We start from the raw sequence: 25,142 nt of genomic DNA on the forward strand, positions 1-25,142 counted from the left end.
GGCCGTGCTCGGTGCGCGGGGTTATCCGGTTAATTCTTTTTAAATCAAATGCTTGAGATTTATACCGACCACGCCAAGAGCCCCCGGCGGGGGACTTGGCCTTTCCTTTGCTTATACTTGTATGTACAAGCATATACGTGACAGGAGACGCCGCTTCCTGCACCGATGCCCACCCCGAATCCCTTTGCCGGAAGCCGAGCGCCCCGGCTTTCGCACCCGAGCCCAAGACTGCCTTGAAGGAGCCTGCCGTGACCGAATCCAGCAAATTCCGCGACGTCGAAATCCGCGCCCCGCGCGGCACCCAGCTGAACGCCAAGAGCTGGCTGACCGAAGCGCCGCTGCGCATGCTGATGAACAACCTCGACCCGGAAGTCGCGGAGAACCCCAAGGAACTGGTGGTGTACGGCGGCATCGGCCGCGCCGCGCGCAACTGGGAGTGCTACGACAAGATCGTCGCCACCCTCAAGGAGCTGAACGACGACGAGACCCTGCTGGTGCAGTCCGGCAAGCCGGTGGGCGTGTTCAAGACCCACGCCAACGCCCCGCGCGTGCTGATCGCCAACTCCAACCTGGTGCCGCACTGGGCCACCTGGGAGCACTTCAACGAACTGGACGCCAAGGGCCTGGCCATGTACGGCCAGATGACCGCCGGCAGCTGGATCTACATCGGTAGCCAGGGCATCGTCCAGGGCACCTACGAAACCTTCGTCGAGGCGGGCCGCCAGCACTACGCCGGCAACCTCAAGGGCCGCTGGGTGCTGACCGCGGGCCTGGGCGGCATGGGCGGCGCCCAGCCGCTGGCGGCCACCCTGGCCGGCGCCTGCTCGCTGAACATCGAGTGCCAGCAGAGCCGCATCGACTTCCGCCTGAAGACCCGCTACGTCGACGAACAGGCCAAGGACCTGGACGACGCCCTGGCGCGCATCGCCAAGTACACCGCCGAGGGCAAGGCCATCTCCATCGCCCTGCACGGCAACGCCGCCGAAATCCTCCCGGAGCTGGTACGCCGCGGCGTGCGCCCGGACATGGTCACCGACCAGACCAGCGCCCACGACCCGCTCAACGGCTACCTGCCGATGGGCTGGACCTGGGAGCAGTACCGCGACCGCGCGCAGACCGAGCCGGCCGCGGTGGTGAAGGCCGCCAAGCAGTCCATGGCCGTGCACGTGAAGGCCATGCTGGAGTTCCAGAAGCAGGGCGTGCCGACCTTCGACTACGGCAACAACATCCGCCAGATGGCCAAGGAAGAGGGCGTGGCCAACGCCTTCGACTTCCCCGGCTTCGTCCCGGCCTACATCCGCCCGCTGTTCTGCCGCGGCATCGGCCCGTTCCGCTGGGCCGCGCTGTCGGGCGACGCCGAGGACATCTACAAGACCGACGCCAAGGTCAAGGAGCTGATCCCCGACGACGCCCACCTGCACCGCTGGCTGGACATGGCCAGGGAGCGCATCAGCTTCCAGGGCCTGCCGGCGCGCATCTGCTGGGTCGGCCTGGGCCAGCGCGCCAAGCTCGGCCTGGCGTTCAACGAGATGGTCCGCAGCGGCGAGCTGAAGGCGCCGATCGTGATCGGCCGCGACCACCTGGACTCCGGCTCGGTCTCCAGCCCCAACCGTGAAACCGAAGCCATGCAGGACGGTTCCGACGCCGTGTCCGACTGGCCGCTGCTCAACGCCCTGCTGAACACCGCCAGCGGCGCCACCTGGGTTTCGCTGCACCACGGCGGCGGCGTGGGCATGGGCTTCTCCCAGCACTCGGGGATGGTGATCGTCTGCGACGGCACCGACGAGGCCGCCGCGCGCATCGCCCGCGTGCTGACCAACGACCCGGGCACCGGCGTGATGCGCCATGCCGACGCCGGCTACCAGATCGCCATCGACTGCGCCAAGGAGCAGGGCCTGAACCTGCCGATGATCACCGGCAAGTGAGGAACGGGGGCGGCGCCGCCGCCCCGGGCCAGGGAGGAACCGCCGCGCGGGTGGGGGCGCGGCGGTCGGGCCGAGCGCAATCCGTCCTCTGACACTACAAGAACCCCGGCCCGGCGCCGGGGTGGAGAAGAAAAGCGATGTCCCAGGCCAGCGACAGTTCCAGCAAGCCGCTGATCGAGCGCCGCTCGATCAACTACATCCCCGAGGCCGAGCGCCACGGCAAGCTCTACAGCCAGTTCACCCTGTGGCTGGGCGCCAACCTGCAGATCACCGCCATCGTCACCGGGGCCCTGGCCGTGGTGCTGGGCGGCGACGTGTTCTGGTCGCTGGTCGGCCTGCTCATCGGCCAGCTGCTCGGTGGCACGGTCATGGCCCTGCACGCCGCCCAGGGGCCCAAGCTGGGCCTGCCGCAGATGATCTCCAGCCGCGTGCAGTTCGGCGTCTACGGCGCGGCCATCCCGATCGTGCTGGTGTGCCTGATGTACCTGGGCTTCACCGCCACCGGCACGGTGCTTTCCGGGCAGGCGCTGGGCCAGCTGTTCGGCGTCAGCGACAGCGTCGGCATCCTGATCTTCGCCAGCGTCATCGTCCTGGTCACCGTGCTCGGCTACCGGGTGATCCACTACATCGGCCGCATCGCCAGCGTCGTCGGGGTGATCGCCTTCTTCTACCTGTTCAGCCGCCTGATGAGCCAGACCGACGTCGGCGCGCTGCTGCAGATCCGCCACTTCAGCTGGAGCAGCTTCCTGCTCGCGGTGTCCCTGGCGGCCTCCTGGCAGATCGCCTTCGGCCCCTACGTGGCCGACTACTCGCGCTACCTGCCCGGCGCCACCTCGTCGGTGAAGACCTTCCTCGCCGTCGGCGCCGGCTCGGTGATCGGCTCGCAGGTGGCGATGACCCTCGGGGTGTTCGCCGCGGCCATGGCCGATGGCCAGTTCGCCGGCCGCGAAGTGGCCTACATCGTCGGCCTGAGCGGCAGCGGCGCCGCCGCCGCGCTGCTGTACTTCAGCATCGCCTTCGGCAAGGTGACCATCTCCACGCTGAACTCCTACGGCAGCTTCATGTGCATCGCCACCATCATCAGCGGCTTCCGTGGCCACCTGGAGGTGAGCCGCCTGCAGCGCCTGGTGTTCGTGCTGGTGATCGTCGGCACCGCCACCCTGATCGCGCTGCTGGGCCAGTATTCGTTCCTCGGCGCGTTCAAGTCCTTCATCCTGTTCCTGCTGGCCTTCTTCACCCCGTGGAGCGCGGTCAACCTGGTGGACTACTACCTGATCACCCGTGAGCGCTACGACGTGCCGGCCCTGGCCGACCCCGACGGCCGCTACGGCCGCTGGAACCTGCCGGGGATCAGCGTGTACGTGGTCGGCGTGCTGGTTCAGCTACCGTTCATCTCCACCAAGTTCTACACCGGCCCGCTGGTGGATTACCTGGGCGGCGTGGACATCTCCTGGATCATCGGCCTGGTGGTGCCCGCCGTCCTCTATTACCTGGTCGCCCGGCACAGCCGCCGGGCGGTGCCGGACCGGCTGATCCTGCCGGCCCGTACCTGAACCGGCCCGGCCGCGCCCGGCCAGCGGCGCGGCCCCTTGCACTGCCGAACCTCATTTTCCCGTTTAGGAGCATCAGATGAACAATTCCAAGAAGACGCTGCTGGGCCTGATCCTTTCCGCCGGCTTGCTGGGCTCGATGGCCCAGGCCCAGGCGGCGGGCTGGTGCGAGAGCGGCAAGCCGGTGAAGTTCGCCGGGCTGAACTGGGAGAGCGGCATGCTGCTCACCGACCTCATGCAGTTCATCCTCAAGAACGGCTACGGCTGCAGCACCGACAGCCTGCCGGGCAACTCCATCACCATGGAGCAGGCCCTGGCCAACAACGACATCCAGATCTTCAGCGAGGAATGGATCGGCCGCAGCGACGCCTGGAACAAGGCCGCCGCCGCCAACAAGGTGGTCGGCGTGGGCGCGCCCATCGTCGGCGCCACCGAGGGCTGGTACGTGCCGCGCTTCGTGATCGAGGGCGACAAGGCCCGCGGCATCGAGGCCAAGGCGCCGAACCTCAAGGCGGTCACCGACCTGGGCCAGTACGCCGAGCTGTTCCGCGACCCGGAGGAGCCGGGCAAGGGCCGCTTCTACAACTGCCCGGCCGGCTGGACCTGCGAGCTGGAAAACTCCGAGATGCTCAAGAAGTACGGCCTGGAAGACAAGTACACCAACTTCCGCCCCGGCACCGGCCCTGCGCTGGATGCCGCGGTGCTGTCCAGCTACAAGCGCAAGGAGCCGATCCTCTTCTACTACTGGTCGCCGACGCCGCTGATGGGCCAGGCCGACCTGGTCAAGCTGGACGAGCCGGGGGTGAACAAGGACGTGAAGATCCAGGTCGGCCTGTCGCGCAGCTTCCACGACGAGGCCCCGGAGCTGGTCGCGGTGCTGGAGAAGGTCAACCTGCCCATCGACCTGCTGAACCAGAACCTGGCGAAGATGGCCAAGGAGAAGCTGTCGTCCGAACAACTGGCCAAGGCTTTCCTCAAGGAGCACCCTGAGGTGTGGAGCGCCTGGGTCAGCGAGGACGCCGCGAAGAAGATCCAGGCCGCGCTCTGACGCCGCCGGGCCGGGGGAGCCCGCTCCCCCGGCGATGCCCAACCCTTGCGAGTAAGCGCCATGTTCCCTGAACGCTTCACCTTCTCCATCGCCGACGTGGTCAACGGCTGGGTCGACGCCCTGGTGACCAACTACGGCGACGTCTTCCGGCACATTTCCGACACCCTGCTGTGGGCCATCGTCAACCTCGAGAGCCTGCTGCGCGCCACGCCCTGGTGGCTGATGCTGGCGATCGTCGCCGGCATCGCCTGGCACGCCACGCGGCGCCTGGTGCCGACCCTGGTGATCACCGGCCTGCTGTTCCTGGTCGGCGCGGTGGGCCTGTGGGACAAGCTCATGCAGACCCTGGCGCTGATGATGGTGGCCACGATCATCTCGGTGCTGATCGGCATCCCCCTGGGCATCCTCGCCGCCCGCAGCGACCGCCTGCGCGCCATCCTGCTGCCGCTGCTGGACATCATGCAGACCATGCCCAGCTTCGTGTACCTGATCCCGGTGCTGATGCTGTTCGGCCTGGGCAAGGTGCCGGCGATCTTCGCCACCGTGATCTACGCCGCGCCGCCGCTGATCCGCCTCACCGACCTGGGGATTCGCCAGGTCGACCGCGAGGTCATGGAGGCGGTCACCGCCTTCGGCGCCAACCGCCGCCAGCAGCTGTTCGGCGTGCAGCTGCCGCTGGCCCTGCCGAGCATCATGGCCGGCATCAACCAGACCACCATGATGGCCCTGTCGATGGTGGTGATCGCCTCGATGATCGGCGCCCGCGGCCTGGGCGAGGACGTGCTGGTGGGCATCCAGACCCTCAACGTCGGCAAGGGCCTGGAGGCGGGCCTTGCGATCGTCATCCTCGCCGTGGTCATCGACCGCATCACCCAGGCCTACGGCCGCTCGCGTCACCACGAGGCCAGCAAATGAGCAAGATCCAGGTCAAGAACGTCTACAAGATCTTCGGTGCCCGCGCCGACGCCGCGCTGGCGATGATCCGCCAGGGCAAGAGCAAGGCCGAGGTGCTGGCCGCCACCGACTGCGTGGTCGGGGTGAACGACCTGTCGCTGTCCATCGAGGCCGGTGAAATCTTCGTCATCATGGGCCTGTCCGGCTCCGGAAAGTCGACCCTGGTGCGCCACTTCAACCGCCTGATCGACCCCACCAGCGGCGAGATACTGGTCGACGGCGAGGACATCCTGCGCTACGACGCGCGCCAGCTGGAGGACTTCCGCCGGCGCAAGATCAGCATGGTGTTCCAGAGCTTCGGCCTGCTGCCGCACAAGAGTGTGCTGGACAACGTCGCCTACGGCCTGAAGGTCCGTGGCGAGAACAAGGCGCTGTGCCAGGAGCGGGCGCTGCACTGGATCGCCACCGTGGGCCTGAAGGGCTACGAGAAGTCCTACCCGCACCAGCTCTCCGGCGGCATGCGCCAGCGCGTCGGCCTGGCCCGGGCGCTGGCCGCCGACACCGACATCATCCTCATGGACGAAGCCTTCAGTGCCCTCGACCCGCTGATCCGCGCGGACATGCAGGACCAACTGCTGGAACTGCAGAAGACCCTGCACAAGACCATCGTCTTCATCACCCACGACCTGGATGAAGCGGTGCGCATCGGCAACCGCATCGCCATCCTCAAGGACGGCCAGCTGATCCAGGTCGGCGCGCCGCGGGAAATCCTCCACCAGCCGGCCGACGAGTACGTCGACCGCTTCGTCCAGCGCCGCGTGGCCAACCTGTAGTCCGGGAGTTCCGATGTCCTCCGCTTCCATCATCACCTTCGGCGACGCGTCCCTGCACTGGCAGGACGTGGTCGCCGTGGCCCGCCACGGCGCCCGCCTGGAGCTGTCGGCGGCGGCCTGGGCGCGCATCGACAACGCCCGCGCCATCGTCGAGCGCATCGTCGAGCGCGGCGAACGCGCCTACGGCATCAGCACCGGCCTCGGCGCCCTGTGCAACGTGGTGCTCGAAGGCGAGCAACTGGCCCAGCTGTCGCGCAACACCCTGCTCAGCCACGCCTGCGGCGTCGGCGAGGCGCTGAAGGACGAGCAGACCCGGGCGATCATCTGCGTCGCCATCGCCAACTACAGCCTCGGCAAGTCCGGCCTGCACCGCCGCGTGGTGCAGGCGCTGCTGGAACTGCTCAACCGTGGTATCACCCCGCGCGTGCCGGCCCAGGGCTCGGTGGGCTACCTGACGCACATGGCCCACGTCGGGGTGGCCCTGCTGGGCGTCGGCGAGGTGAGCTACCAGGGGCGCATCGTCAGCGCCGCCGAAGCGCTGGACGCCGAAGGCCTGGCGCCGGTGGAGCTGGGCGCCAAGGACGGGCTCAGCCTGGTCAACGGCACGCCCTGCATGACCGGCCTGTGCTGCCTGGCCCTGGAAGACGCCACGCGCCTGGCGCACTGGGCCGACGTCATCGGCGCCATGAGCTTCGAAGCCCTGCGCGGGCAGACCGACGCCTTCGACGCGGAAATCCTCGCGCTCAAGCCGCACCCCGGCGCGCAGCTGGTGGGCGAGAACCTGCGGGCGCTGCTCGATGGCAGCGAAGTGCTCGCCAGCAGCCGCGGCATCCGCACCCAGGACGCCCTGAGCATGCGCTCCATGCCGCAGATCCACGGCGCCTGCCGCGACCAGCTGGCCCATGCCGCGCGCCAGGTGGAGATCGAACTGAATTCGGCCAACGACAACCCGCTGGTGCTGGGCACGCCCGAGCACTACCGGGTGGTGTCCCAGGCCAACCCCCACGGCGAATCCGTGGCCATGGCCGCCGACCTGCTGTGCATCGCCGTGGCCGAGCTGGGCGGCGTCGCCGAGCGCCGCCTGGACCGCCTGATCAACCCCCTGGTCAGCGGCCTGCCGGCATTCCTGGTGAGCCAGCCGGGGGTCAACTCGGGGATGATGATCGTGCAGTACGTCGCCGCTGCCCTGGCCGGCGAGAACCGCCAGCTGGCGCAGCCGGCGGTGGTGGACAACTACGTCACCTCGGGCCTGCAGGAAGACCACCTGAGCCTGGGCACCAGCGCCGCGCTCAAGCTCGGCCGCTGCATCGGCAACTGCCAGCAGATCCTCGCCATCGAGTACCTGCTGGCCGCCCAGGCTTTCGAGTTCCTCAAGGAACAACGCTTCGGCGCCGGCACCACGCGGGCCTGGGAGCTGCTGCGCGAACAGGTACCGGCCTACGACACCGACCGCTGGCTGGCCCCGGACATCGCCCGCGCCGCCGCGCTGCTGGCCGACCGCCGGGCGCTGCAGAACGTCGGCGCGAGCATCGGGAGACTGCAATGAAACAGCTCTGGCACAACTGCCATGCCGCCACCATGGCCGGCGGCAAGTACTCGATCATCGAGGACGCCGCCCTCCTCACCGAGGGCGCGCGCATCCACTGGATCGGCCCCCATGCCGAACTGCCGCTGCACGAGGTGCAGCGCAGCCATGACCTGGGCGGCGCCTGGCTGACCCCGGGGCTGATCGACTGCCACACCCACCTGGTGTTCGGCGGCGACCGCAGCGCCGAGTTCGAGCTGCGCCTGCAGGGCGCCAGCTACGCCGAGATCGCCGCCGCCGGCGGCGGCATCGCCAGCACCGTGCGTGCCACCCGCGAGGCCAGCGAGGAGGAGCTGCTGGCCAGCGCCATCAAGCGCGCGCGGCCATTGCTGGCCGACGGCGTGACCGTGCTGGAGGTGAAGTCCGGCTACGGCCTGGACCTGGCCAGCGAGCGCAAGATGCTGCGCGTGGCCCGGCGCCTGGGCGAGGTACTGCCGGTGACGGTGCGCGCCACCTGCCTGTCGGCCCACGCCCTGCCGCCGGAATACGCCGGCCGCGCGGACGACTACATCGAGCGGGTGTGCTCGGAAATCCTCCCGGCGTTGGCGCAGGAAGGCCTGGTGGACGCGGTGGACGCCTTCTGCGAGCACCTGGCGTTCTCCCCGGCGCAGGTCGAGCGGGTGTTCCAGGCCGCCAAGGCGCTGGGGCTGCCGGTGAAGCTGCATGCCGAGCAACTGTCGTCGCTGCATGGCTCCAGCCTGGCGGCGCGCTACCAGGCGCTGTCTGCCGACCACCTGGAATTCATGACCGAGGAAGACGCCATCGCCATGGCCAGGGCCGGCACCGTCGCGGTGCTGTTGCCGGGGGCCTTCTTCGTCCTGCGCGAAACCCAGTTGCCGCCGATGGAGGCCCTGCGCAAGCACGGCGTGGCCATCGCCCTGGCCAGCGACCTCAACCCCGGCACCTCGCCGGCGCTGTCGCTGCGCCTGATGCTCAACATGGGCTGCACCGCCTTCCGTCTCACCCCCGAGGAAGCCCTGGCCGGCGTCACCCTGCACGCCGCCCGCGCCCTGGGCCTGGAAGCCGACCATGGCAGCCTGGAGGCGGGCAAGCTCGCCGACTTCGTCGCCTGGGACATCCAGCGCCCGGCCGAGCTGGCCTACTGGCTCGGCGGCGACCTGCCCAAGCGCATCATCCGTCACGCAGAGGAAGTCTCCTGTGGATAACGTACTGAGCTTCAGCCGCGGCCGCGTGCCGCTGCTGGTGAGCATGCCGCACCCCGGCACCCGCCTGACCCCGGCCGTGGAGAACGGCCTGGTGGACGAGGCGAAGGAGTTGGCCGACACCGACTGGCACATCCCGCGCCTGTACGACTTCGCCCGCGAGCTGGGCGCCAGCACCCTGGCCGCCAACTACTCGCGCTACGTCATCGACCTCAACCGCCCGGCCGACGACAAGCCGCTGTACTCCACGGCCACCACCGGCCTCTACCCGGACACCCTGTTCGACGGCCGCCCGCTGTTCCACGAAGGCCAGGCGCCCTCGGCCGAAGAGCGCGCGCGCTACCTGGCGGAGGTCTGGACGCCCTATCACCGAACGCTCGCCGAGGAGCTGGCGCGGCTGAAGGCCGAGTTCGGCTATGCCCTGCTGTGGGACGCCCACTCGATCCGCTCGCACATCCCGCACCTGTTCGACGGCCGCCTGCCGGACTTCAACATCGGCACCAACTCCGGCAACAGCTGCCCGGCCGACCTCGCCGAACGCCTGCAGGCGGTGTGCGCAGAAGCCGAAGGCTACAGCCACGTGCTCAACGGCCGCTTCAAGGGCGGCCACATCACCCGCCACTACGGCCAGCCGCAGCAGGACGTGCACGCGGTGCAGCTGGAACTCGCGCAGTGCAACTACATGGACGAGCAAGCGCCCTTCGCCTACTGCGAAGACCTGGCCGCCCCGACCGCCGCGGTGCTGCGGCGGATGCTGGAAACCTTCCTGGCCTGGGGCCGCGAGCGTTACGGCCGTTGACGCCGATGTAGGGCGAATAACCGTTTGCGATTATCCGCCGTTGCGCACTGTAGGAGCGGGCCCTGCCCGCGATTCGCGCGCAGGGCGCGCTCCTACAGGGGAATGGCGTGGGTGAGGCAGCGTAGGCGCGGATCTCATCCGCGAATCGCGCCGGAACCTCCGGCTATCGCGGACAAAGTCCGCTCCTACGACCGTGCCCAGCCGCTGGCCAATGAAAACGGCGGATAACGCCGTAGGCGTTATGCGCCCTACGGGTCAGGATGACGCCTGATTTTCCAGCCGCTCGGGACGGCCCCCTCTCCCGCTTGCGGGAGAGGGTTGGGGAGAGGGGGCGGGGCCAACCCCAGGCACCGTGGCTGCCGGGAAACGCGATTCGCGCGCAGGGCGCGCTCCTACATCGGAATGGCGTGGGTGGGGTAGCGTAGGATCTCATCCGCGAATCGCGCCGATACGTCCGGCTATCGCGGAAAAGTTCCGCTCCTACGACCGTGCCCAGCCGCTGGCCAATGAAAACGGCGGATAACGCCGTAGGCGTTATGCGCCCTACGGGTCAGGATGACGCCTGATTTTCCAGCCGCTCGGGACGGCCCCCTCTCCCGCTTGCGGGAGAGGGTTGGGGAGAAGGGCGGGGCCAACCCCAGGCACCGTGGCTGCCGGGAAACGCGATTCGCGCGCAGGGCGCGCTCCTACAGGGGAATGGCGTGGGTGGGGTAGCGTAGGAGCGGATCTCATCCGCGAATCGCGCCGATACGTCCGGCTATCGCGGAAAAGTTCCGCTCCTACGGGTGGGAATGCCGTGCCTCAGGGCGACCTGTAGGAGCGGACTTCGTCCGCGATTCGCGCGCAGGGGACGGCGCGAGCGTCACTCCCAATCCAACCGCGCCAGCTTCCATTCGCCATCTTCCAGCCACCATTCCAGCTTCACGTCGTACAGCCTTGCGCTGTCGGGGATCAGCCCCTCGGCGCCGGTCAGGCCGACCTTGGCCTCGGTGTAGCCGCGGCGCGACACCGCCGGGTCGATCCAGCTGTTCTTCGCCGGGGCCAGCACGCCTATGTTCTGGTGGCGGAGGAACAGGACCGCCATGGTGCGCCGGGCCCAGTCGCGGTCGTTGACCTGCTGGGCGCGGAAGTCGTCGGCCAACTGGTCGAGCACGGCGCCGGTCTTCTTCGCTTCGATGTTCGCCTGCAATTGCTGCACGGCGGCTTCCAGAGCGGCCTGCGGGTCGTCCTTGCCGCAGCCGGCGAGCAGGGCGAGGCACAGCAGCAGGGGCAGGGCGAGGATCCTGGCCAGCATGTCGAACTCCTTTTCAGGGACGGGGAGCCCGGCACCGTAGCGCAGATGCTTGGCTTGCGGCCACGCCGGGAGTGTTTCCAAAGTTCGCCGCTCAGGGCGCCTGGAGGAACCGCCCGGGGTCGATGAAGAACATCTTCTTCCAGCCCTGGGTCTCGTCGGTCGCCGCCCAGGGCCGCGGCAGCAGCGACAGCACCGCGTAGTGCAGGTGCGGCGGCTTGCCGGCGGCATTGCCCGAGCTGCCCACCGCGCCGACCACCTGGCCGCGGCCCACCGGCTGCAGCGGCGCCACGTTCCAGGCCTGCAGGTGCGCCAGGTAATGCAGGCGCCATTTCGGCCCGAGGATCAGTACCACCTTGCCGCCCAGGCCGATCTCGCCGCGGTACAGCACCAGCCCCGGGACCGGCGACAGCGCCGGGGTGCCGGCCTCGGCGAAGATGTCGATGCCCTTGTGCACCCCGGAGATGCCCCAGGGCTCGTACCAGAAGGAGCGGCGGTTCCAGTCCCGCTGGCTGGCGCCCTGCACCGGGATGACCGGCCGCTCCGGCAGCAGCATCGGCACGGCCAGCAGCGCGGCGAGCGGCAGCAGCCAGCGGCGTTTCACACCTGCAGGCCCAGGTGGCGGATCAGCGGCGCCGGCGCGGCCAGGCGCTCCCAGACGTCGTCGAGCAGCTCGGCGGGGTAGAAGGAGGGCAGGGCGCCCAGGTCGGCACGTGGCACCCAGGCCACCTCGCGGATGTCGAATTCGTCGCCGCCCAGGCCGCGCAGGTTGTCCAGGCTCAGCTCGCCCCGCCAGGCGTCGATGCGGTAGAACAGCTCCATGTGGAAGCGCCCGGCCAGCGGCTCGGCGAATTCGCGGACGTACACCAGCGGCCCGACCTCCACGTCCAGCCCGGTTTCTTCACGGCATTCCCGCTTCACGGTGTCGCGCGTCGAGTGGTCGCACTGCGACTCGAAGCCGCCGCCCGGGGGATCCAGTAGACGTCGCCGGCCACCTCGTGGCGCACCAGCAGGATGCTCTGCTCGCGGACCAGCAGGCCGGCGGCGCGGATGCGGTGTTGCAGTGGGTTCATCGCCAGTCGAGCCTCGCCAGCTTCCAGGTGTCGCCGTCGTGCCGCCATTCCAGGCTTACGCTGTAGGGGCGGTTGCGCCGGCGCTCGGGCAGCAGGCCGTCGCCGCCGGTCAGCGCCAGTTCCGCCCGGGAATGGCCGACGTCGGCGTAGTTGCGGTCGACGCGGCTGCTGCGGCCCAGGGTGATGAAGCGCACCCGCGGCTGCTGGACGAATACCTGTGCCAGGGTCCGGCGCACCCAGTCGCGGTCGTACTCGCCCTGGGCGCGGAAATCCTCGTGCAGTTGCGCCAGCACGGCGCTGGTGGCGCGCTCGTCGAGGTTGCGCTGCAACTGGCGCACCGCATCGTTCAACTGGCCCTGGGGGGAGTCGCCGCTGCACCCGCCCAGCAGACAAATGACGCACAGCAGGCAAAGATACAACTTCCTCGGCATCCCGAGTGAACTCCTTTATCGGTTTTGCGCGGGCACAGGTATCATGCCCGACACGCAAGGGATGGTATCCGGTCGAGGGACGGACCGTACGTAAAGATTCAGGAGTGCGCCATGCAGCTTTTGTATCCGGAAATCAAGCCTTACGCCCGGCACCAACTGGCCGTCGACGAACCGCACGTCCTCTACGTGGATGAGAGCGGCATACCGGACGGCTTGCCGGTGCTTTTCGTGCACGGCGGCCCGGGTGCCGGTTGCGACGCCCTGTCCAGGCGTTTCTTCGACCCCAACCTGTACCGCATCGTCACCTTCGACCAGCGCGGCTGCGGCCGTTCCACGCCCTTCGCCAGCCTGGACGAGAACACCACCTGGCACCTGGTGGCCGACATGGAACGCATCCGCCAGCACCTGGGCATCGAGAAGTGGGTGCTGTTCGGCGGCTCCTGGGGCTCGACGCTGTCGCTGGCCTATGCCCAGGCGCATCCCGAGCGCGTCCACGCGCTGATCCTGCGCGGCATCTTCCTGTGCCGCCCGCAGGACCTGCGCTGGTTCTACCAGGAGGGCGCCAGCCAGTTGTTCCCCGACTACTGGGAGGACTACCTGGCGCCGATCCCGGCGGACGAGCGCGGCGACCTCATGCAGGCCTTCCGCAAGCGCCTGGTGGGCAGCGACCAGATCGCCCAGATGCACGCCGCGCGCGCCTGGTCCACCTGGGAAGGGCGCACCGCGACGCTGCGGCCCAACCCGGCGGTGGTCGACCGCTTCAGCGACCCGCACCGCGCGCTGTCCATCGCCCGCATCGAGAACCACTACTTCGTCAACGCCGCCTTCCTCGAGCCGGACCAGCTGCTGCGCGACATGCACCGCATCGCCCACCTGCCCGGCGTCATCGTGCACGGCCGCTACGACGTGGTCTGCCCGCTGGACAACGCCTGGACGCTGCACAAGGCCTGGCCGAACAGCGAGCTGCAGATCGTCCGCGACGCCGGCCACGCGGCCAGCGAGCCGGGCATCGCCGATGCCCTGGTGCGCGCCACCAACGAGATCGGCCGGCGCCTGCTGAACCTGCCCCCGGAGGCCGAATGAAGGCGCTGATCCAGCGCGTGAGCGCCGCGCGGGTGGAAGTCGACGGGGAAATCGTCGGCGCCATCGACCAGGGCCTGCTGGCACTGGTCGGGGTCGAGCCGCAGGACGACGAGGCGAGCGCCCAGCGGTTGCTGCACAAACTGCTTAACTATCGAGTGTTCGCCGATATTGAAGGTAAGATGAACCTTTCTCTGGGCGACACCGGCGGCGGCCTGCTGCTGGTCTCGCAGTTCACCCTGGTCGCCGATACCCGCAAGGGCCTGCGGCCGAGTTTTTCCAGCGCGGCGCCGCCGGCCCGGGGCGCCGCGCTGTTCGAACATCTCGTGGATCAGGCACGAGCCCGTCATCCGCTGGTCGCTACCGGCCGGTTCGGCGCCAACATGCAGGTCCACCTGGTCAACGACGGGCCGGTGACCTTTCTTCTGGAGGCGTGAACAGGCGGCAGTCCGTAATCGGGCCGCAGGATGATGGCAACTCGCATGCGACTAGAACAATGGCTCCCCGGAAGCCCGGGCCGCAAGGCCGGGCAAGGGTTCTTCGCGATCGCGGGGAATCATTCGGGCTCACCGGGGTCGGAATTCAATCGCCGGCACCTTGGCATTGCCAGGGCCGGCCTTGGTTTTTTCAAGTTCACGGACGAGGGGACTCGTGATTTTTCGTTCCGTTCAACACACCGCTTCCCGTAATTTCCTGCGCGACCTGATGCTGGTCGGCTCCGCTTTCCTGGCTCTGGGCGCCAGTCACGCCTGGGCTTTCAACATCGATGACGTCGCCGGCGAGGCGAAGAAACTGGCAGGCGAGAAGTACAGCGCGCCGGCCAGCAACCTGCCGTCGGTATTCAGCGAAATGAAGTTCGCCGACTACCAGCAGATTCGCTTCCGCATGGACAAGGCCTACTGGGCCGACGAGAAGGAGCCGTTCAAGCTCAGCTTCTATCACCAGGGCATGCACTTCGACACCCCGGTGAAGATCAACGAGGTGACGGCCACCAGCGTCAAGGAGATCAAGTACGATCCTGCGCGTTTCGACTTCGGTTCGCTGCAGTTCGACGCCAATGCCACCAAGGACCTCGGCTACGCCGGGTTCCGCGTGCTCTACCCGATCAACAAGGCCGACAAGCTCGACGAGATCGCTACCTTCCTCGGCGCCAGCTACTTCCGCGTGGTCGGCAAGGGCCACGTCTACGGCCTGTCCGCCCGCGGCCTGGCGCTGGACACCGCGCTGCCGTCCGGCGAGGAGTTCCCGCGCTTCCGCGAGTTCTGGATCGAGAAGCCCAAGCCCCAGGACAAGCACCTGGTGATCTACGCCCTGCTGGATTCGCCGCGGGCCACCGGTGCCTACCGCCTGGTCCTGCGCCCCGGCAAGGACACCGTGGTCGACGTGCAGGCCAAGGTGTTCCTGCGCGACAAGGTCACCAAGCTCGGCATCGCGCCGCTGACCAGCATGTTCCTGTTCGGCTCCAACCAGCCCTCGGAGCAGCACAACTTCCGTCCGGAGCTGCATGACTCCACCGGCCTGCAGATCCATGCCGGCAACGACGAGTGGATCTGGCGCCCGCTGAACAACCCGAAACACCTCTCGGTGAGCAGCTACGCGGTGGAGAACCCGAAAGGCTTCGGCCTGCTCCAGCGCGGCCGCGAGTTCAGCCGCTACGAAGACCTGGACGACCGCTACGACCTGCGCCCGAGCCTGTGGATCGAGCCGCGCGGCGAGTGGGGCAAGGGCAGCGTCGAGCTGGTCGAGATCCCCACCCCGGACGAGACCAACGACAACATCGTCGCCTTCTTCAACCCGGAGAAGCGCCCGGAAGCCGGCCAGCCGCTGGAATACGCCTACCGCATGCACTGGACCATGGACGAGGACGCCCTGCATTCGCAGAAGGTCGCCCAGGTCAAGCAGACCCTGCGCTCGGTGGGTGACGTCAAGCAGGCCAACCTGATCCGCCAGCCCGACGGCAGCACCGCCCTGGTGGTGGACTTCGAGGGCGCCAACCTCAAGGTCCTGCCGGCCGACGCCGCGGTGACCACCCAGGTGAGCACCGACGACAATGCCGAGGTCAAGGAGAACAACCTGCGCTACAACCCGGTGACCCAGGGCTGGCGCCTGACCCTGCGGATCAAGGTGAAGGATCCGAAGAAGCCGACCGAAATGCGTGCGGCCCTGGTCAAAGATGGACAGACCCTGTCCGAAACCTGGAGCTACCAGCTGCCTGCCGATGAATAACACCACCACCCACAAGGCTTCGCTGGGCGAATACCTCGAGCACCTTCCGCTGACCGCGGAAGGGCGCGAGCGCCTGGCGCGCAGCGCTTCCTTCAGTGACCTGCACCAGCGCCTGGCGGAGGAGGCCGGCACCGCGCCGGCCGCCACTGACGACGTGGCGCTGGGCTCCATCGGCCCGCGCCTGCTGCTCGGCTACGGCCAGGAGCTGCAGGAAACCGGCATGCTCGGCCTGGACGACAACGGCCGCGCCTACCTGAGGGCGGCCCCGCCGATCCAGCGCACCAAGGTGCTGCCCGAACCCTGGCGGACCAACGTGCTGGTGCGCGGCTGGCGTCGCCTGCTCGGTCGCAGCAACCCGTCCAAATCCGCGCGCGACCTGCCCAAGGCGCGCTGGCAGCGGGTCGGCTCGCTGCGCCGGATGATCCTGCTGCTGCTGATGCTCGGCCAGACCAGCATCGCCACCTACTACATGAAGGGCATCCTGCCGTACCAGGGCTGGGCGCTGATCGACCTCGAGGAGATCAACCGCCAGACCTGGCTGCAGACCCTCCAGCAGGTGCTGCCGTACCTGATCCAGTTCGGCGTGCTGCTGCTCTTCGCCATCCTCTTCTGCTGGGTCTCGGCCGGTTTCTGGACCGCGCTGATGGGCTTCTGGGAACTGCTCAGCGGCCGCGACCGCTACCGCATCTCCGGCAGCAGCGCCGGCAACGAGCCGATCGCGCCCGATGCGCGGACCGCCATCGTCATGCCGATCTGCAACGAGGACGTGCCGCGGGTGTTCGCCGGCCTGCGCGCCACCTTCGAGTCGGTGGCGGCCAGCGGCGAGCTGGACCACTTCGACTTCTTCGTCCTCAGCGACACCTACCAGGCCGACATCGCCGTGGCCGAGGAGCAGGCCTGGATCGAGCTGTGCCAGGAGACCAAGGGCTTCGGCAAGCTGTTCTACCGCCGGCGCCGGCGCCGGGTGAAGCGCAAGAGCGGCAACATCGACGACTTCTGCCGGCGCTGGGGCAGCCAGTACAGGTACATGGTGGTGATGGACGCCGACAGCGTGATGAGCGGCGACTGCCTGGCCAAGCTGGTGCGGCTGATGGAAGCCAACCCGGAGGCGGGGATCATCCAGACCGCGCCCAAGGCCTCGGGCATGGATACCCTCTATGCGCGCATGCAGCAGTTCGCCACCCGCGTCTACGGCCCGCTGTTCACCGCCGGCCTGCACTTCTGGCAGCTGGGCGAGTCGCACTACTGGGGGCACAACGCGATCATCCGCATGAAGCCCTTCATCGAGCACTGCGCCCTGGCGCCGCTGCCGGGCAAGGGCTCGTTCTCCGGGGCCATCCTCTCCCACGACTTCGTCGAGGCCGCGCTGATGCGCCGCGCCGGCTGGGGCGTGTGGATCGCCTACGACCTGGAGGGCAGCTACGAGGAACTGCCGCCGAACCTGCTGGACGAGCTCAAGCGCGACCGCCGCTGGTGCCACGGCAACCTGATGAACTTCCGCCTGTTCCTGGTCAAGGGCATGCACCCGGTGCACCGCGCGGTGTTCCTCACCGGGGTGATGTCCTACCTGTCGGCGCCGCTGTGGTTCTTCTTCCTGGTGCTGTCCACCGCGCTGCTGGCGGTGCACCAGCTGATGGAGCCGCAGTACTTCCTGGAGCCGCGCCAGCTGTTCCCGATCTGGCCGCAGTGGCACCCGGAGAAGGCCATCGCGCTGTTCTCCACCACCCTGACACTGCTGTTCCTGCCCAAGCTGCTCAGCGTCATGCTGATCTGGGCCAAGGGCGCCAGGGCCTACGGCGGCGTGGTCAAGGTCACCCTGAGCATGCTCCTGGAAATGCTCTTCTCGGTGCTGCTGGCGCCGGTGCGCATGCTCTTCCACACCCGCTTCGTGCTGGCCGCCTTCCTCGGCTGGGAAGCCCAGTGGAAGTCGCCGCAGCGTGACGATGACGCCACGCCGTGGAGCGAGGCGCTGCGCCGCCATGGCATGCAGACCCTGCTGGGCCTGGCCTGGGCGCTGCTGGTGGTGTGGCTGAACCCGCGCTTCCTGTGGTGGCTGTCGCCCATCGTCGGTTCGCTGATGCTGTCCATCCCGGTGTCGGTGATCACCAGCCGCGTCAACCTGGGCCTGGCCTCGCGCGACGAGAAGCTGTTCCTCATCCCCGAGGAATACGACACCCCGCGCGAGCTGCGTTCCACCGACGAGTACACCTACCAGAACCGCTGGCAGGCGCTGAAGGACGGCTTCGTCCGCAGCGTTTCCGACCCGCTGCTCAACGCCCTGGCCTGCGCCATGGGCACCGCCCGCCACGCCCGCTCCGAGGCCATCGAGGCGGCGCGCCAGCGGCGTGTGCAGCAGGCCCTGGAAGGCGGCCCGCAGGCCGTCGCCGGCGAGGCCCGCCTGGCCCTGCTGAGCGACCCGGTGGCGCTGTCGCGCCTGCACCTGCAGGTGTGGGAAGGCGGCCACGAGAACTGGCTGGAGCCCTGGCGCAAGTCGGTGCAGGCCGACGCGCACAGCCCGGCGCTGCCCCTGGCGCCGCCGGCCGGCGCCGGCGTGGGCATGCCGGCCGCGCAGTCCTGAGGGCGTGCCACTCCCCGCCGCCCGGCGGGGAGTGGCAGGTCGTCGCGACGGTTTTCCCGGCACCGGACTGCTGTTAACCTGCGCCATCGATCCAGAAAGTCTCCCGACGGACGGCGACAGAGGGTAGGATTCGCACCCTTCAGCGCCCGGCGAGGCTTTGCGCGGCAGAAAGACCGCCACTGGATGCCGTGCCGGAGTGCGCACGATTCAATTTCGACTGTCTGGGAGTGTGGGGAATGAAAAAGTATCTGGCATCGCTGCTGGCGGGCGTCTGCGCCCTGGTCGGCGTGACCGCGGCACAGGCCGGCGCCATCGACGAGGCGGTCAAGCGCGGCAGCCTGCGGGTAGGCATGGACCCGACCTACATGCCGTTCGAGATGACCAACAAGCGCGGCCAGATCGTCGGCTTCGAGGTCGACCTGCTCAAGGCCATGGCCAAGTCCATGGGCGTCAAGCTGGAGCTGGTCTCCACCGGCCTGGACGGCATCATCCCGGCGCTGCTGACCGACAAGTTCGACATGATCGGCTCGGGCCTGACCCTGACCCAGGAGCGCAACCTGCGCATCAACTTCACCGAGCCCTTCGCGGTGGTCGGCCAGACCCTGCTGATCCGCAAGGAACTGGAAGGCACCATCAAGTCCTACAAGGACCTGAACGATCCGAAGTACCGCATCACCTCCAAGGTCGGCACCACCGGCGAGTTCGTCGCCAAGAAGCAGTTGGCCAAGGCCCAGTACCACGGCTTCGACAACGAGCCCGAAGCGGTCATGGACGTGGTCAACGGCAAGGCCGACGCCTTCATCTACGACTCGCCCTACAACGTGGTGGCGGTCGGCAAGTTCGGCGCCGGCAAGCTGGTGTTCCTCGACCAGCCGTTCACCTACGAGCCGCTGGCCTTCGGCCTGAAGAAGGGCGACTACGACTCGATCAACTTCATCAACAACTTCCTCAAGCAGATCCACGAGGACGGAACCTACGATCGCCTGCACGACAAGTGGTTCAAGAGCACCGACTGGCTGAAGGACATGGAATAATCCGCGTCCCAAGCTGTTCGACCCGACGCGCAGGCCCCGGCCTGCGCGTTCGCATTTTCACGGTACAGATACGTGACTAGAAACAAACGCCCCACCTGGCCCTGGCATGGGCTGACCGCGCTGATCCTCCTGCTGATCGGCCTGGCCATCTGGTATTCCACCTCGCTGATCTCCTACGAGTGGCGCTGGAACCGCGTTCCCCAGTACTTCGCCTACCAGGCGGAGGAGCCGCAGCGCGCCGAGAGCGTGTCGCGGGTGGAGAAGATCGAGGACTCCGGCCGCGAGGCCCGCGTCACCCTGGTCGGCGACGACGGCCGGCAGCAGGTGCTGAACGTGGCCGGCGACAGCCTGCAGTTCTCCGAGAACGACGACGTCGACGAAGGCGACGTGGTCGGCGTGCAGCGCCACTGGGCCGCCGGCCCGCTGGCCTGGGGCCTGTGGACCACGCTGTGGATCTCCTTCGTGTCCGGCGCGATCGGCCTTGCCATCGGCCTGTTCACCGGCCTCTGCCGGCTGTCGAAGAACCCCACGCTGCACGACCTGTCGACGCTCTATGTCGAGCTGGTGCGCGGGACGCCGCTGCTGGTGCAGATCTTCATCTTCTACTTCTTCATCGGCACCGTGCTCAACCTGTCCCGCGAGTTCGCCGGGGTGGCGGCGCTGGCGCTGTTCACCGGCGCCTACGTGGCCGAGATCGTCCGCGCCGGCGTGCAGTCCATCGCCCGCGGGCAGAACGAGGCGGCGCGTTCCCTGGGCCTGAACGCGGCGCAGTCGATGCGCCACGTGATCCTGCCGCAGGCCTTCAAGCGCGTGCTGCCACCGCTGGCCGGGCAGTTCATCAGCCTGGTCAAGGACACCTCGCTGGTCTCGGTGATCGCCATCACCGAACTGACCAAGAGCGGCCGCGAGGCCATCACCACCTCGTTCTCCACCTTCGAGATCTGGTTCTGCGTGGCCGCGCTCTACCTCGTCATCAACCTGCCGCTGTCGCACCTGGCCGGGCGGCTGGAACGGAGGCTCGGGCAAAGTGATTGAAGTCCGCAACCTGACCAAGGTGTTCGACACCCGCGGCCACGTGGTGCGCGCGGTGGACGACGTGACCACCCGCGTGGACAAGGGCGAGGTGGTGGTGGTGATCGGGCCCTCGGGCTCGGGCAAGTCCACCTTCCTGCGCTGCCTCAACGGCCTGGAGGAGTTCGACTCCGGCTCGGTGAGCATCGACGGCCTCGACCTGGCCGACCCGAAGACCGACATCAACGCCTACCGCCGCGAGGTCGGCATGGTGTTCCAGCACTTCAACCTGTTCCCGCACATGACGGTGCTGGAGAACCTGTGCCTGGCGCAGAAGGTGGTGCGCAAGCGCGGCAAGGCCGAGCGCGAGGCGAAGGCCCGGGCGCTGCTGGAGAAGGTCGGCATCGGCCAGAAGGCCAACGAGTACCCCTCGCGCCTGTCCGGCGGCCAGCAGCAGCGCGTGGCCATCGCCCGTGCGCTGTGCATGGACCCCAAGGTGATGCTGTTCGACGAGCCGACCTCGGCGCTGGACCCGGAGATGGTCGGCGAGGTGCTGGACGTGATGAAGGCCCTGGCGGTGGAAGGCATGACCATGGTCTGCGTCACCCACGAGATGGGCTTCGCCCGCGAAGTGGCCGACCGCGTGCTGTTCTTCGACCACGGCAAGCTGCTGGAGGACGCGCCGCCCGCGCAGTTCTTCGAACAGCCGGCCGACCCGCGGGCGCAGAGCTTTTTGCGGCAGGTGCTTTGAGCGTTTGGTGAATGAAGAAGCCGCCCCTTGGGGCGGCTTTTTTATTGCCTGCAGGAGCGAGCTTGCTCGCGAACCGTGTTTCCCTTTGGCCACTGAGTGTCGGTTGAACGCCGCTCCCTCTCCCTAACCCTCTCCCTGAAGGGAGAGGGGACTGTTCGGCGTGAAGTGGTTCTTCAGTACTCGCCGGAAACAGCGGGCTTGCAGGATGACGCTGGACTTTTAAGCAACGCCAGACGGCTCCCTCTCCCTTCAGGGAGAGGGCTGGGGAGAGGGCGCTCTTCGCGAATGCCTGCCGCGAACCAATTCGCGAGCAAGCTCGCTCCTACAGGTCCTGCGCACGGGCAAGTTCCGTAGGATGGGTGGAGCGAAGCGATACCCATCACCATGACCGCATGGGTTTCGCTCAAGCTCAACCCATCCTACGAAAGCATCCCGGCGCCACCTTTCCCGCCCACAAGAAAAAACCGCCCCAAGGGGCGGTTTCTTCAACGGCTGGCTATCAGCGGTTGCGCGTCAGCAGAGCCGGGCGTTCGCCCTTGTCGCGGCGCGGTTCCAGTTCTTCCAGCTGCTCGGCGGTGGGGAAGCGGTCGCCGCGGACCAGGTCGCGCTTGTTGATCACCACCGGCTGGCGGGTCGGCTTGGCGGCGCCGTACTCGCTCGGCTCGCGCAGCGGTGCATCGCTCATCAGCGAAGGTTGGCCCTTGCCGCCGCGCTTGCGGGCGGCGCGCTGCTTGCCCTGGGCGTTGCCACCCTGGCCGCCACGGGCCTGGCCGTTGGCGTTCTTGCCGCGGCCGGCCTGGCCACCCTGGCCGGTGCCTTTCTGGCCCTGCTTGCCCTGCTGCTTCTGGCCTTGGCCCTGACCTTGACCCTGGCCCTGGCCGCGGGCGCGCTGGCCTTGCGGGGCCTGCTGGCCCTGGCCCTGGCCGCCACGGCGGCGCTGGCCACGGACCACGTCCTTGTCCGGGAAGGGACTGACGTAGTCGGCGCGGTTGCCGAAGTTGTCGTAGTCGTCGTCGAGGAACTCCTCGGGGTCGCGGTCCGTGCCCTGGGCCTGCGGCTTGGGTTGCCTGGCTGGCTTGGGCTGGCTGTCGCCGCGCGGGGCCTGCTGGCCCTGCTGCTCGCCCTGGGCCTGGACGTCGCCCTTCTTCTTGCCGCGGCCGCCACGGCGGCGGCGCTTGCCAGCGGACTTCTCGCCCGGCTCGGCGCCGTCTTCGGCCTGGGCGGCCTCGGCGGCAGGTTGCGCCTGCTGCGGCTCCCTGTCCTTGGGCTTGCGCTCGCGCTTGGCCTTGTCCTTGCGCGGCTGGCGCTGGGGCTGTTCCCTGGGTTCGGGCAGGGCCACTTCCGGCAGCGTCGCCTCGGGGTCGAAGCCCTGGGTGTCGCCGGCGGGAATCTGCTGCCTGGTCAGGCGCTCGATGGCCTTGAGCAGCTTCTCTTCCTCGGGGGCCACCAGCGAGATGGCCTCGCCGCTGCGCCCGGCACGGCCGGTGCGGCCGATACGGTGGACGTAGTCTTCCTCGACGTTGGGCAGCTCGTAGTTGACCACGTGGGGCAACTGGTCGATGTCCAGGCCGCGGGCGGCGATGTCGGTGGCCACCAGGATGCGCACGTCGTTGGCCTTGAAGTCGGCCAGGGCCTTGGTGCGCGCGTTCTGGCTCTTGTTGCCGTGGATCGCGGCGGCCGGTAGGCCGTGCTTGCTCAGGTATTCGGCGAGGCGGTTGGCGCCGTGCTTGGTGCGGGTGAACACCAGCACCTGCTCCCAGGCGCCGAGGGTCACCAGGTGGGCCAGCAGGGCGCGCTTCTGCGCCGAGGGGATGCGGAACACGCGCTGCTCGATGCGCTCGACGGTGGTGTTCGGCGGGGTGACCTCGATGCGCTCGGGGTTGTGCAGCAGCTTGTTGGCGAGGTCGGTGATGTCTTTCGAGAAGGTCGCCGAGAACAGCAGGTTCTGGCGCTTGGGCGGCAGCTTGGCGAGGACCTTCTTGACGTCGTGGATGAAGCCCATGTCGAGCATGCGGTCGGCTTCGTCGAGGACCAGGATCTCCACGTGGGAGAGGTCGACGCTGCCCTGGCCGATGAGGTCGAGCAGGCGGCCGGGGCAGGCCACCAGCACGTCGACGCCCTTGGCCATGGCCTGGACCTGCGGGTTCATGCCGACGCCGCCGAAGATGCAGGCGCTCTTGAGCGGCAGGTCGCGGGCATACACCTTGAAGCTGTCGTGCACCTGGGCGGCCAGCTCGCGGGTCGGCGTCAGCACCAGCACGCGCGCCTGGCGCGGGCCGTGGCGGTGTTCGCGGTCGGGGTGGCCTTCGGGGAACAGGCGCTCGAGCACCGGAAGGGCGAAGCCACCGGTCTTGCCGGTGCCGGTCTGGGCCGCGACCATCAGGTCGCGACCTTGCAATACGGCGGGAATCGCCCGCTCCTGGACAGGGGTGGGCTGGCTGTAGCCCGCCGCCTCTACTGCGCGGGCCAGCGCCTCGGAGAGACCGAGGGAGGAAAAGGACATGCGGGGTATTCCTATATGGGCCGGCGGCTGGCCGGCGAAAGTGAAGTCACCAAGTTCTTCGAACTCCTCTGTGCCCTCGTCCCCTGGCGGGGATGAGGGGCGGCGCGGGGCGCTGCGTATGCACCCAGGGCCGAGCTACTGGCAGGGGCCCTCGCGGGCTCCTCCGGGGGCCGACGGCGAAGGCCGCCGGCCTGGGTTTGCGCCCGGCCCCGGAAGGCGAGAGGCGCTGCCAGCGCTGGCCTGCCGTTCAGAGCAGGTCCTGCTGGCGTAGGTGCCGGCGTATCGCCTCGAGCCTTGGGCCGAGGAGATGACGCAACACCTTGTGGTTCAGCCATTCACCGAGCTGCTCTTCCACCGGCTGGTCGGGATGGCGCTCGATGACGTTGGTCGCGGCCTTTTCCCACCAGACGGGGCCGCAGGCCCGGTCGAACTCGTTGTCGTAGTCATGGCACCCGTAGAACAGCTCCAGGCTGAACTGGCGCATCGGGGCCGGCAACGGCAGTGTTCTCAGCTTGTACAGCAGGCGCGCGGCCCGTGGTGGACGCGGCAGGCGGTCGGTCACCAGTTGGGTGTCGTCGAGAGCCGGGGTGCTGAGAAGGGACGTTCGGTGCTTGTGCAGCCAGGCCTGGACTTTCGCCCGGAACAACTGCTTGCGGCTCCAGTAATGGTGGATGAGGTCGGTACAACCGACAGGTTCCAGTTGTCTGTAGGCCGCAATCGCCAGAACGAACTCTTCAAGATTATAGGCTGCGCGGGCAATTGGGTAGAGGTCATCCATCAATTCCAACGAACGGTCGAGTACGCCGGCGTCTTCGCGGGCCAGCCCGATCACCCCGGAATTGATCAGCGGCGTCCGTTCGCCGGCCAGCCCGCGGGCCTTCAGGGGCTCGATCAACTGCCGGTAGACGGGGGCCGGCGAGTCGCCCAGCAGGTGGCTGACGGCGTTGCACAGCAGGGCGCCGCGCCGCACGCGGGCGAACAGCCGGGCGGGCGATGCGTGGAAGAAGGTGTCGGTATCGATCAGTACGGCGGCGGGCTTTTCGTCGAGCACTTGGCGCAGGGCCACGTGCTTGGCGCGGAAGTGGTAGTGGTGCGGCCCATACCAGCTGGCCAGGGTGCGCTCGTCGAGGCGGCGCACCCGCACCGGCAGCCCGGCATAGGGGGTGCCATCGTCGGTGATGACCTGGATGTCCAGGCACAGCTGCGGCGTTGCCCGTGCACGGGCGATGGCGCTGGCGATGCTGAACAGGGCTTCCTGGTGGTAGGTCTGGCGACCGTACACCAGGTAGATCAGGGACGGGGCATGTGCCATGCCGTGTGGAACCTCTAGCGTCCTGGCCGGTGAACCGCCGCCCGCTGCGGGCGGC

The 25,142-nt window shown here is 68.2% G+C and carries 20 protein-coding genes and 1 pseudogene; 15 read left to right on the forward strand and 6 right to left on the reverse strand.

Annotated elements, in window-relative coordinates; genetic code table 11:
* Window positions 1-248 precede the first annotated feature (248 nt).
* From hutU to hutG, 8 genes are all read left to right on the forward strand, one after another.
* Window positions 249-1,925 carry a urocanate hydratase gene (gene hutU / locus PKO50_RS32940; RefSeq protein ID WP_275628346.1) on the forward strand — a complete coding sequence of 559 codons (1,677 nt, stop codon included), beginning with the start codon at window positions 249-251 and terminating at the stop codon, window positions 1,923-1,925.
* Window positions 1,926-2,062: 137 nt separating this feature from the next.
* Window positions 2,063-3,478 carry a cytosine permease gene (locus PKO50_RS32945; protein WP_275628347.1) on the forward strand — a complete coding sequence of 472 codons (1,416 nt, stop codon included), beginning with the start codon at window positions 2,063-2,065 and terminating at the stop codon, window positions 3,476-3,478.
* 76 nt (window positions 3,479-3,554) lie between these two features.
* Window positions 3,555-4,523, forward strand: a complete 969-nt coding sequence (locus PKO50_RS32950; protein WP_109936070.1) for an ABC transporter substrate-binding protein — start codon at window positions 3,555-3,557, stop codon at window positions 4,521-4,523.
* 60 nt (window positions 4,524-4,583) lie between these two features.
* Window positions 4,584-5,438: a proline/glycine betaine ABC transporter permease gene (locus tag PKO50_RS32955; protein WP_043313138.1), complete on the forward strand. Its 855-nt coding sequence runs from the start codon at window positions 4,584-4,586 to the stop codon at window positions 5,436-5,438.
* A complete protein-coding gene (locus PKO50_RS32960) occupies window positions 5,435-6,250 on the forward strand; it encodes a glycine betaine/L-proline ABC transporter ATP-binding protein (RefSeq protein WP_275628348.1) in 816 nt (271 codons plus the stop codon). The genes PKO50_RS32955 and PKO50_RS32960 overlap by 4 nt, the downstream gene beginning before the upstream one ends.
* A gap of 13 nt (window positions 6,251-6,263) precedes the next feature.
* Entirely contained in the window at window positions 6,264-7,796 is a 1,533-nt protein-coding gene (hutH, locus tag PKO50_RS32965; RefSeq protein WP_275628349.1) for a histidine ammonia-lyase, read from the forward strand.
* Complete coding sequence (gene hutI / locus PKO50_RS32970) at window positions 7,793-9,001, forward strand: imidazolonepropionase (RefSeq protein ID WP_275628350.1); 1,209 nt, start codon at window positions 7,793-7,795, stop codon at window positions 8,999-9,001. Before hutH ends, hutI begins: the two co-directional genes overlap by 4 nt.
* Window positions 8,994-9,797, forward strand: coding sequence for an N-formylglutamate deformylase (gene hutG, locus PKO50_RS32975; protein ID WP_275628351.1), 804 nt, complete (start codon window positions 8,994-8,996; stop codon window positions 9,795-9,797). The genes hutI and hutG overlap by 8 nt, the downstream gene beginning before the upstream one ends.
* An 862-nt stretch (window positions 9,798-10,659) precedes the next feature.
* Here hutG and PKO50_RS32980 read toward each other — a convergent pair.
* The 4 genes and pseudogenes from PKO50_RS32980 to PKO50_RS32995 form a co-directional block, all read right to left on the reverse strand.
* Entirely contained in the window at window positions 10,660-11,091 is a 432-nt protein-coding gene (locus PKO50_RS32980) for a hypothetical protein (protein WP_275628352.1), read from the reverse strand.
* Between the two features lie 91 nt (window positions 11,092-11,182).
* Window positions 11,183-11,644, reverse strand: a complete 462-nt coding sequence (locus PKO50_RS32985; RefSeq protein ID WP_177412144.1) for a M23 family metallopeptidase — start codon at window positions 11,642-11,644, stop codon at window positions 11,183-11,185.
* Window positions 11,645-11,688: 44 nt separating this feature from the next.
* Window positions 11,689-12,161, reverse strand: a pseudogene (locus PKO50_RS32990) (NUDIX domain-containing protein).
* A complete protein-coding gene (locus tag PKO50_RS32995; protein WP_109937224.1) occupies window positions 12,158-12,592 on the reverse strand; it encodes a hypothetical protein in 435 nt (144 codons plus the stop codon). The pseudogene PKO50_RS32990 and the gene PKO50_RS32995 overlap by 4 nt, the downstream one beginning before the upstream one ends.
* A gap of 111 nt (window positions 12,593-12,703) precedes the next feature.
* Between PKO50_RS32995 and pip the strand changes: the two genes are divergently transcribed.
* From pip to PKO50_RS33030, 7 genes are all read left to right on the forward strand, one after another.
* Window positions 12,704-13,675, forward strand: a complete 972-nt coding sequence (pip, locus tag PKO50_RS33000) for a prolyl aminopeptidase (RefSeq protein WP_109937225.1) — start codon at window positions 12,704-12,706, stop codon at window positions 13,673-13,675.
* Window positions 13,672-14,109 (forward strand): D-aminoacyl-tRNA deacylase, encoded by a 438-nt coding sequence (gene dtd / locus PKO50_RS33005; RefSeq protein WP_275628353.1) that lies wholly within the window; start codon window positions 13,672-13,674, stop codon window positions 14,107-14,109. The genes pip and dtd overlap by 4 nt, the downstream gene beginning before the upstream one ends.
* Before the next feature lie 214 nt (window positions 14,110-14,323).
* Window positions 14,324-15,898 carry a glucan biosynthesis protein G gene (locus tag PKO50_RS33010; protein ID WP_275628354.1) on the forward strand — a complete coding sequence of 525 codons (1,575 nt, stop codon included), beginning with the start codon at window positions 14,324-14,326 and terminating at the stop codon, window positions 15,896-15,898.
* The gene (gene mdoH / locus PKO50_RS33015; RefSeq protein ID WP_275628355.1) at window positions 15,891-18,476 is read left to right on the forward strand and encodes a glucans biosynthesis glucosyltransferase MdoH; all 2,586 of its coding nucleotides are present in this window, start codon (window positions 15,891-15,893) and stop codon (window positions 18,474-18,476) included. Before PKO50_RS33010 ends, mdoH begins: the two co-directional genes overlap by 8 nt.
* 236 nt (window positions 18,477-18,712) lie before the next feature.
* Window positions 18,713-19,510 (forward strand): transporter substrate-binding domain-containing protein, encoded by a 798-nt coding sequence (locus tag PKO50_RS33020; RefSeq protein ID WP_109937229.1) that lies wholly within the window; start codon window positions 18,713-18,715, stop codon window positions 19,508-19,510.
* Window positions 19,511-19,582: 72 nt separating this feature from the next.
* Entirely contained in the window at window positions 19,583-20,545 is a 963-nt protein-coding gene (locus tag PKO50_RS33025; protein WP_109937230.1) for an amino acid ABC transporter permease, read from the forward strand.
* Window positions 20,538-21,272, forward strand: a complete 735-nt coding sequence (locus PKO50_RS33030; protein WP_109937231.1) for an amino acid ABC transporter ATP-binding protein — start codon at window positions 20,538-20,540, stop codon at window positions 21,270-21,272. Before PKO50_RS33025 ends, PKO50_RS33030 begins: the two co-directional genes overlap by 8 nt.
* 499 nt (window positions 21,273-21,771) lie before the next feature.
* On the opposite strand, the gene PKO50_RS33035 is transcribed toward PKO50_RS33030, so the two are convergent.
* On the reverse strand, window positions 21,772-23,775 hold the full coding sequence (locus PKO50_RS33035) for a DEAD/DEAH box helicase (RefSeq protein ID WP_275628356.1): 2,004 nt from the start codon (window positions 23,773-23,775) through the stop codon (window positions 21,772-21,774).
* A 247-nt stretch (window positions 23,776-24,022) separates the two neighbouring features.
* On the reverse strand, window positions 24,023-25,087 hold the full coding sequence (locus PKO50_RS33040) for a hypothetical protein (protein ID WP_275628357.1): 1,065 nt from the start codon (window positions 25,085-25,087) through the stop codon (window positions 24,023-24,025).
* Between the last annotated feature and the right edge of the window lie 55 nt (window positions 25,088-25,142).

Origin of the sequence: Pseudomonas sp. 273 (genome assembly GCF_029201425.1) — a bacterium.
GTDB lineage: Bacteria > Pseudomonadota > Gammaproteobacteria > Pseudomonadales > Pseudomonadaceae > Pseudomonas > Pseudomonas delhiensis.

Excerpts from the sequence above, each read along its gene's own strand:
- PKO50_RS32945 (WP_275628347.1), top strand. The coding sequence starts at position 2,063 with ATGTCCCAGGCCAGCGACAGTTCCAGCAAGCCGCTGATCGAGCGCCGC.
- PKO50_RS32950 (WP_109936070.1), top strand. The coding sequence starts at position 3,555 with ATGAACAATTCCAAGAAGACGCTGCTGGGCCTGATCCTTTCCGCCGGC.
- PKO50_RS32955 (WP_043313138.1), top strand. The coding sequence starts at position 4,584 with ATGTTCCCTGAACGCTTCACCTTCTCCATCGCCGACGTGGTCAACGGC.
- PKO50_RS32960 (WP_275628348.1), top strand. The coding sequence starts at position 5,435 with ATGAGCAAGATCCAGGTCAAGAACGTCTACAAGATCTTCGGTGCCCGC.
- hutH (WP_275628349.1), top strand. The coding sequence starts at position 6,264 with ATGTCCTCCGCTTCCATCATCACCTTCGGCGACGCGTCCCTGCACTGG.
- hutI (WP_275628350.1), top strand. The coding sequence starts at position 7,793 with ATGAAACAGCTCTGGCACAACTGCCATGCCGCCACCATGGCCGGCGGC.
- PKO50_RS32980 (WP_275628352.1), bottom strand. The coding sequence starts at position 11,091 with ATGCTGGCCAGGATCCTCGCCCTGCCCCTGCTGCTGTGCCTCGCCCTG.
- PKO50_RS32985 (WP_177412144.1), bottom strand. The coding sequence starts at position 11,644 with ATGCTGCTGCCGGAGCGGCCGGTCATCCCGGTGCAGGGCGCCAGCCAG.
- PKO50_RS32995 (WP_109937224.1), bottom strand. The coding sequence starts at position 12,592 with ATGCCGAGGAAGTTGTATCTTTGCCTGCTGTGCGTCATTTGTCTGCTG.
- pip (WP_109937225.1), top strand. The coding sequence starts at position 12,704 with ATGCAGCTTTTGTATCCGGAAATCAAGCCTTACGCCCGGCACCAACTG.
- dtd (WP_275628353.1), top strand. The coding sequence starts at position 13,672 with ATGAAGGCGCTGATCCAGCGCGTGAGCGCCGCGCGGGTGGAAGTCGAC.
- mdoH (WP_275628355.1), top strand. The coding sequence starts at position 15,891 with ATGAATAACACCACCACCCACAAGGCTTCGCTGGGCGAATACCTCGAG.
- PKO50_RS33020 (WP_109937229.1), top strand. The coding sequence starts at position 18,713 with ATGAAAAAGTATCTGGCATCGCTGCTGGCGGGCGTCTGCGCCCTGGTC.
- PKO50_RS33035 (WP_275628356.1), bottom strand. The coding sequence starts at position 23,775 with ATGTCCTTTTCCTCCCTCGGTCTCTCCGAGGCGCTGGCCCGCGCAGTA.
- PKO50_RS33040 (WP_275628357.1), bottom strand. The coding sequence starts at position 25,087 with ATGGCACATGCCCCGTCCCTGATCTACCTGGTGTACGGTCGCCAGACC.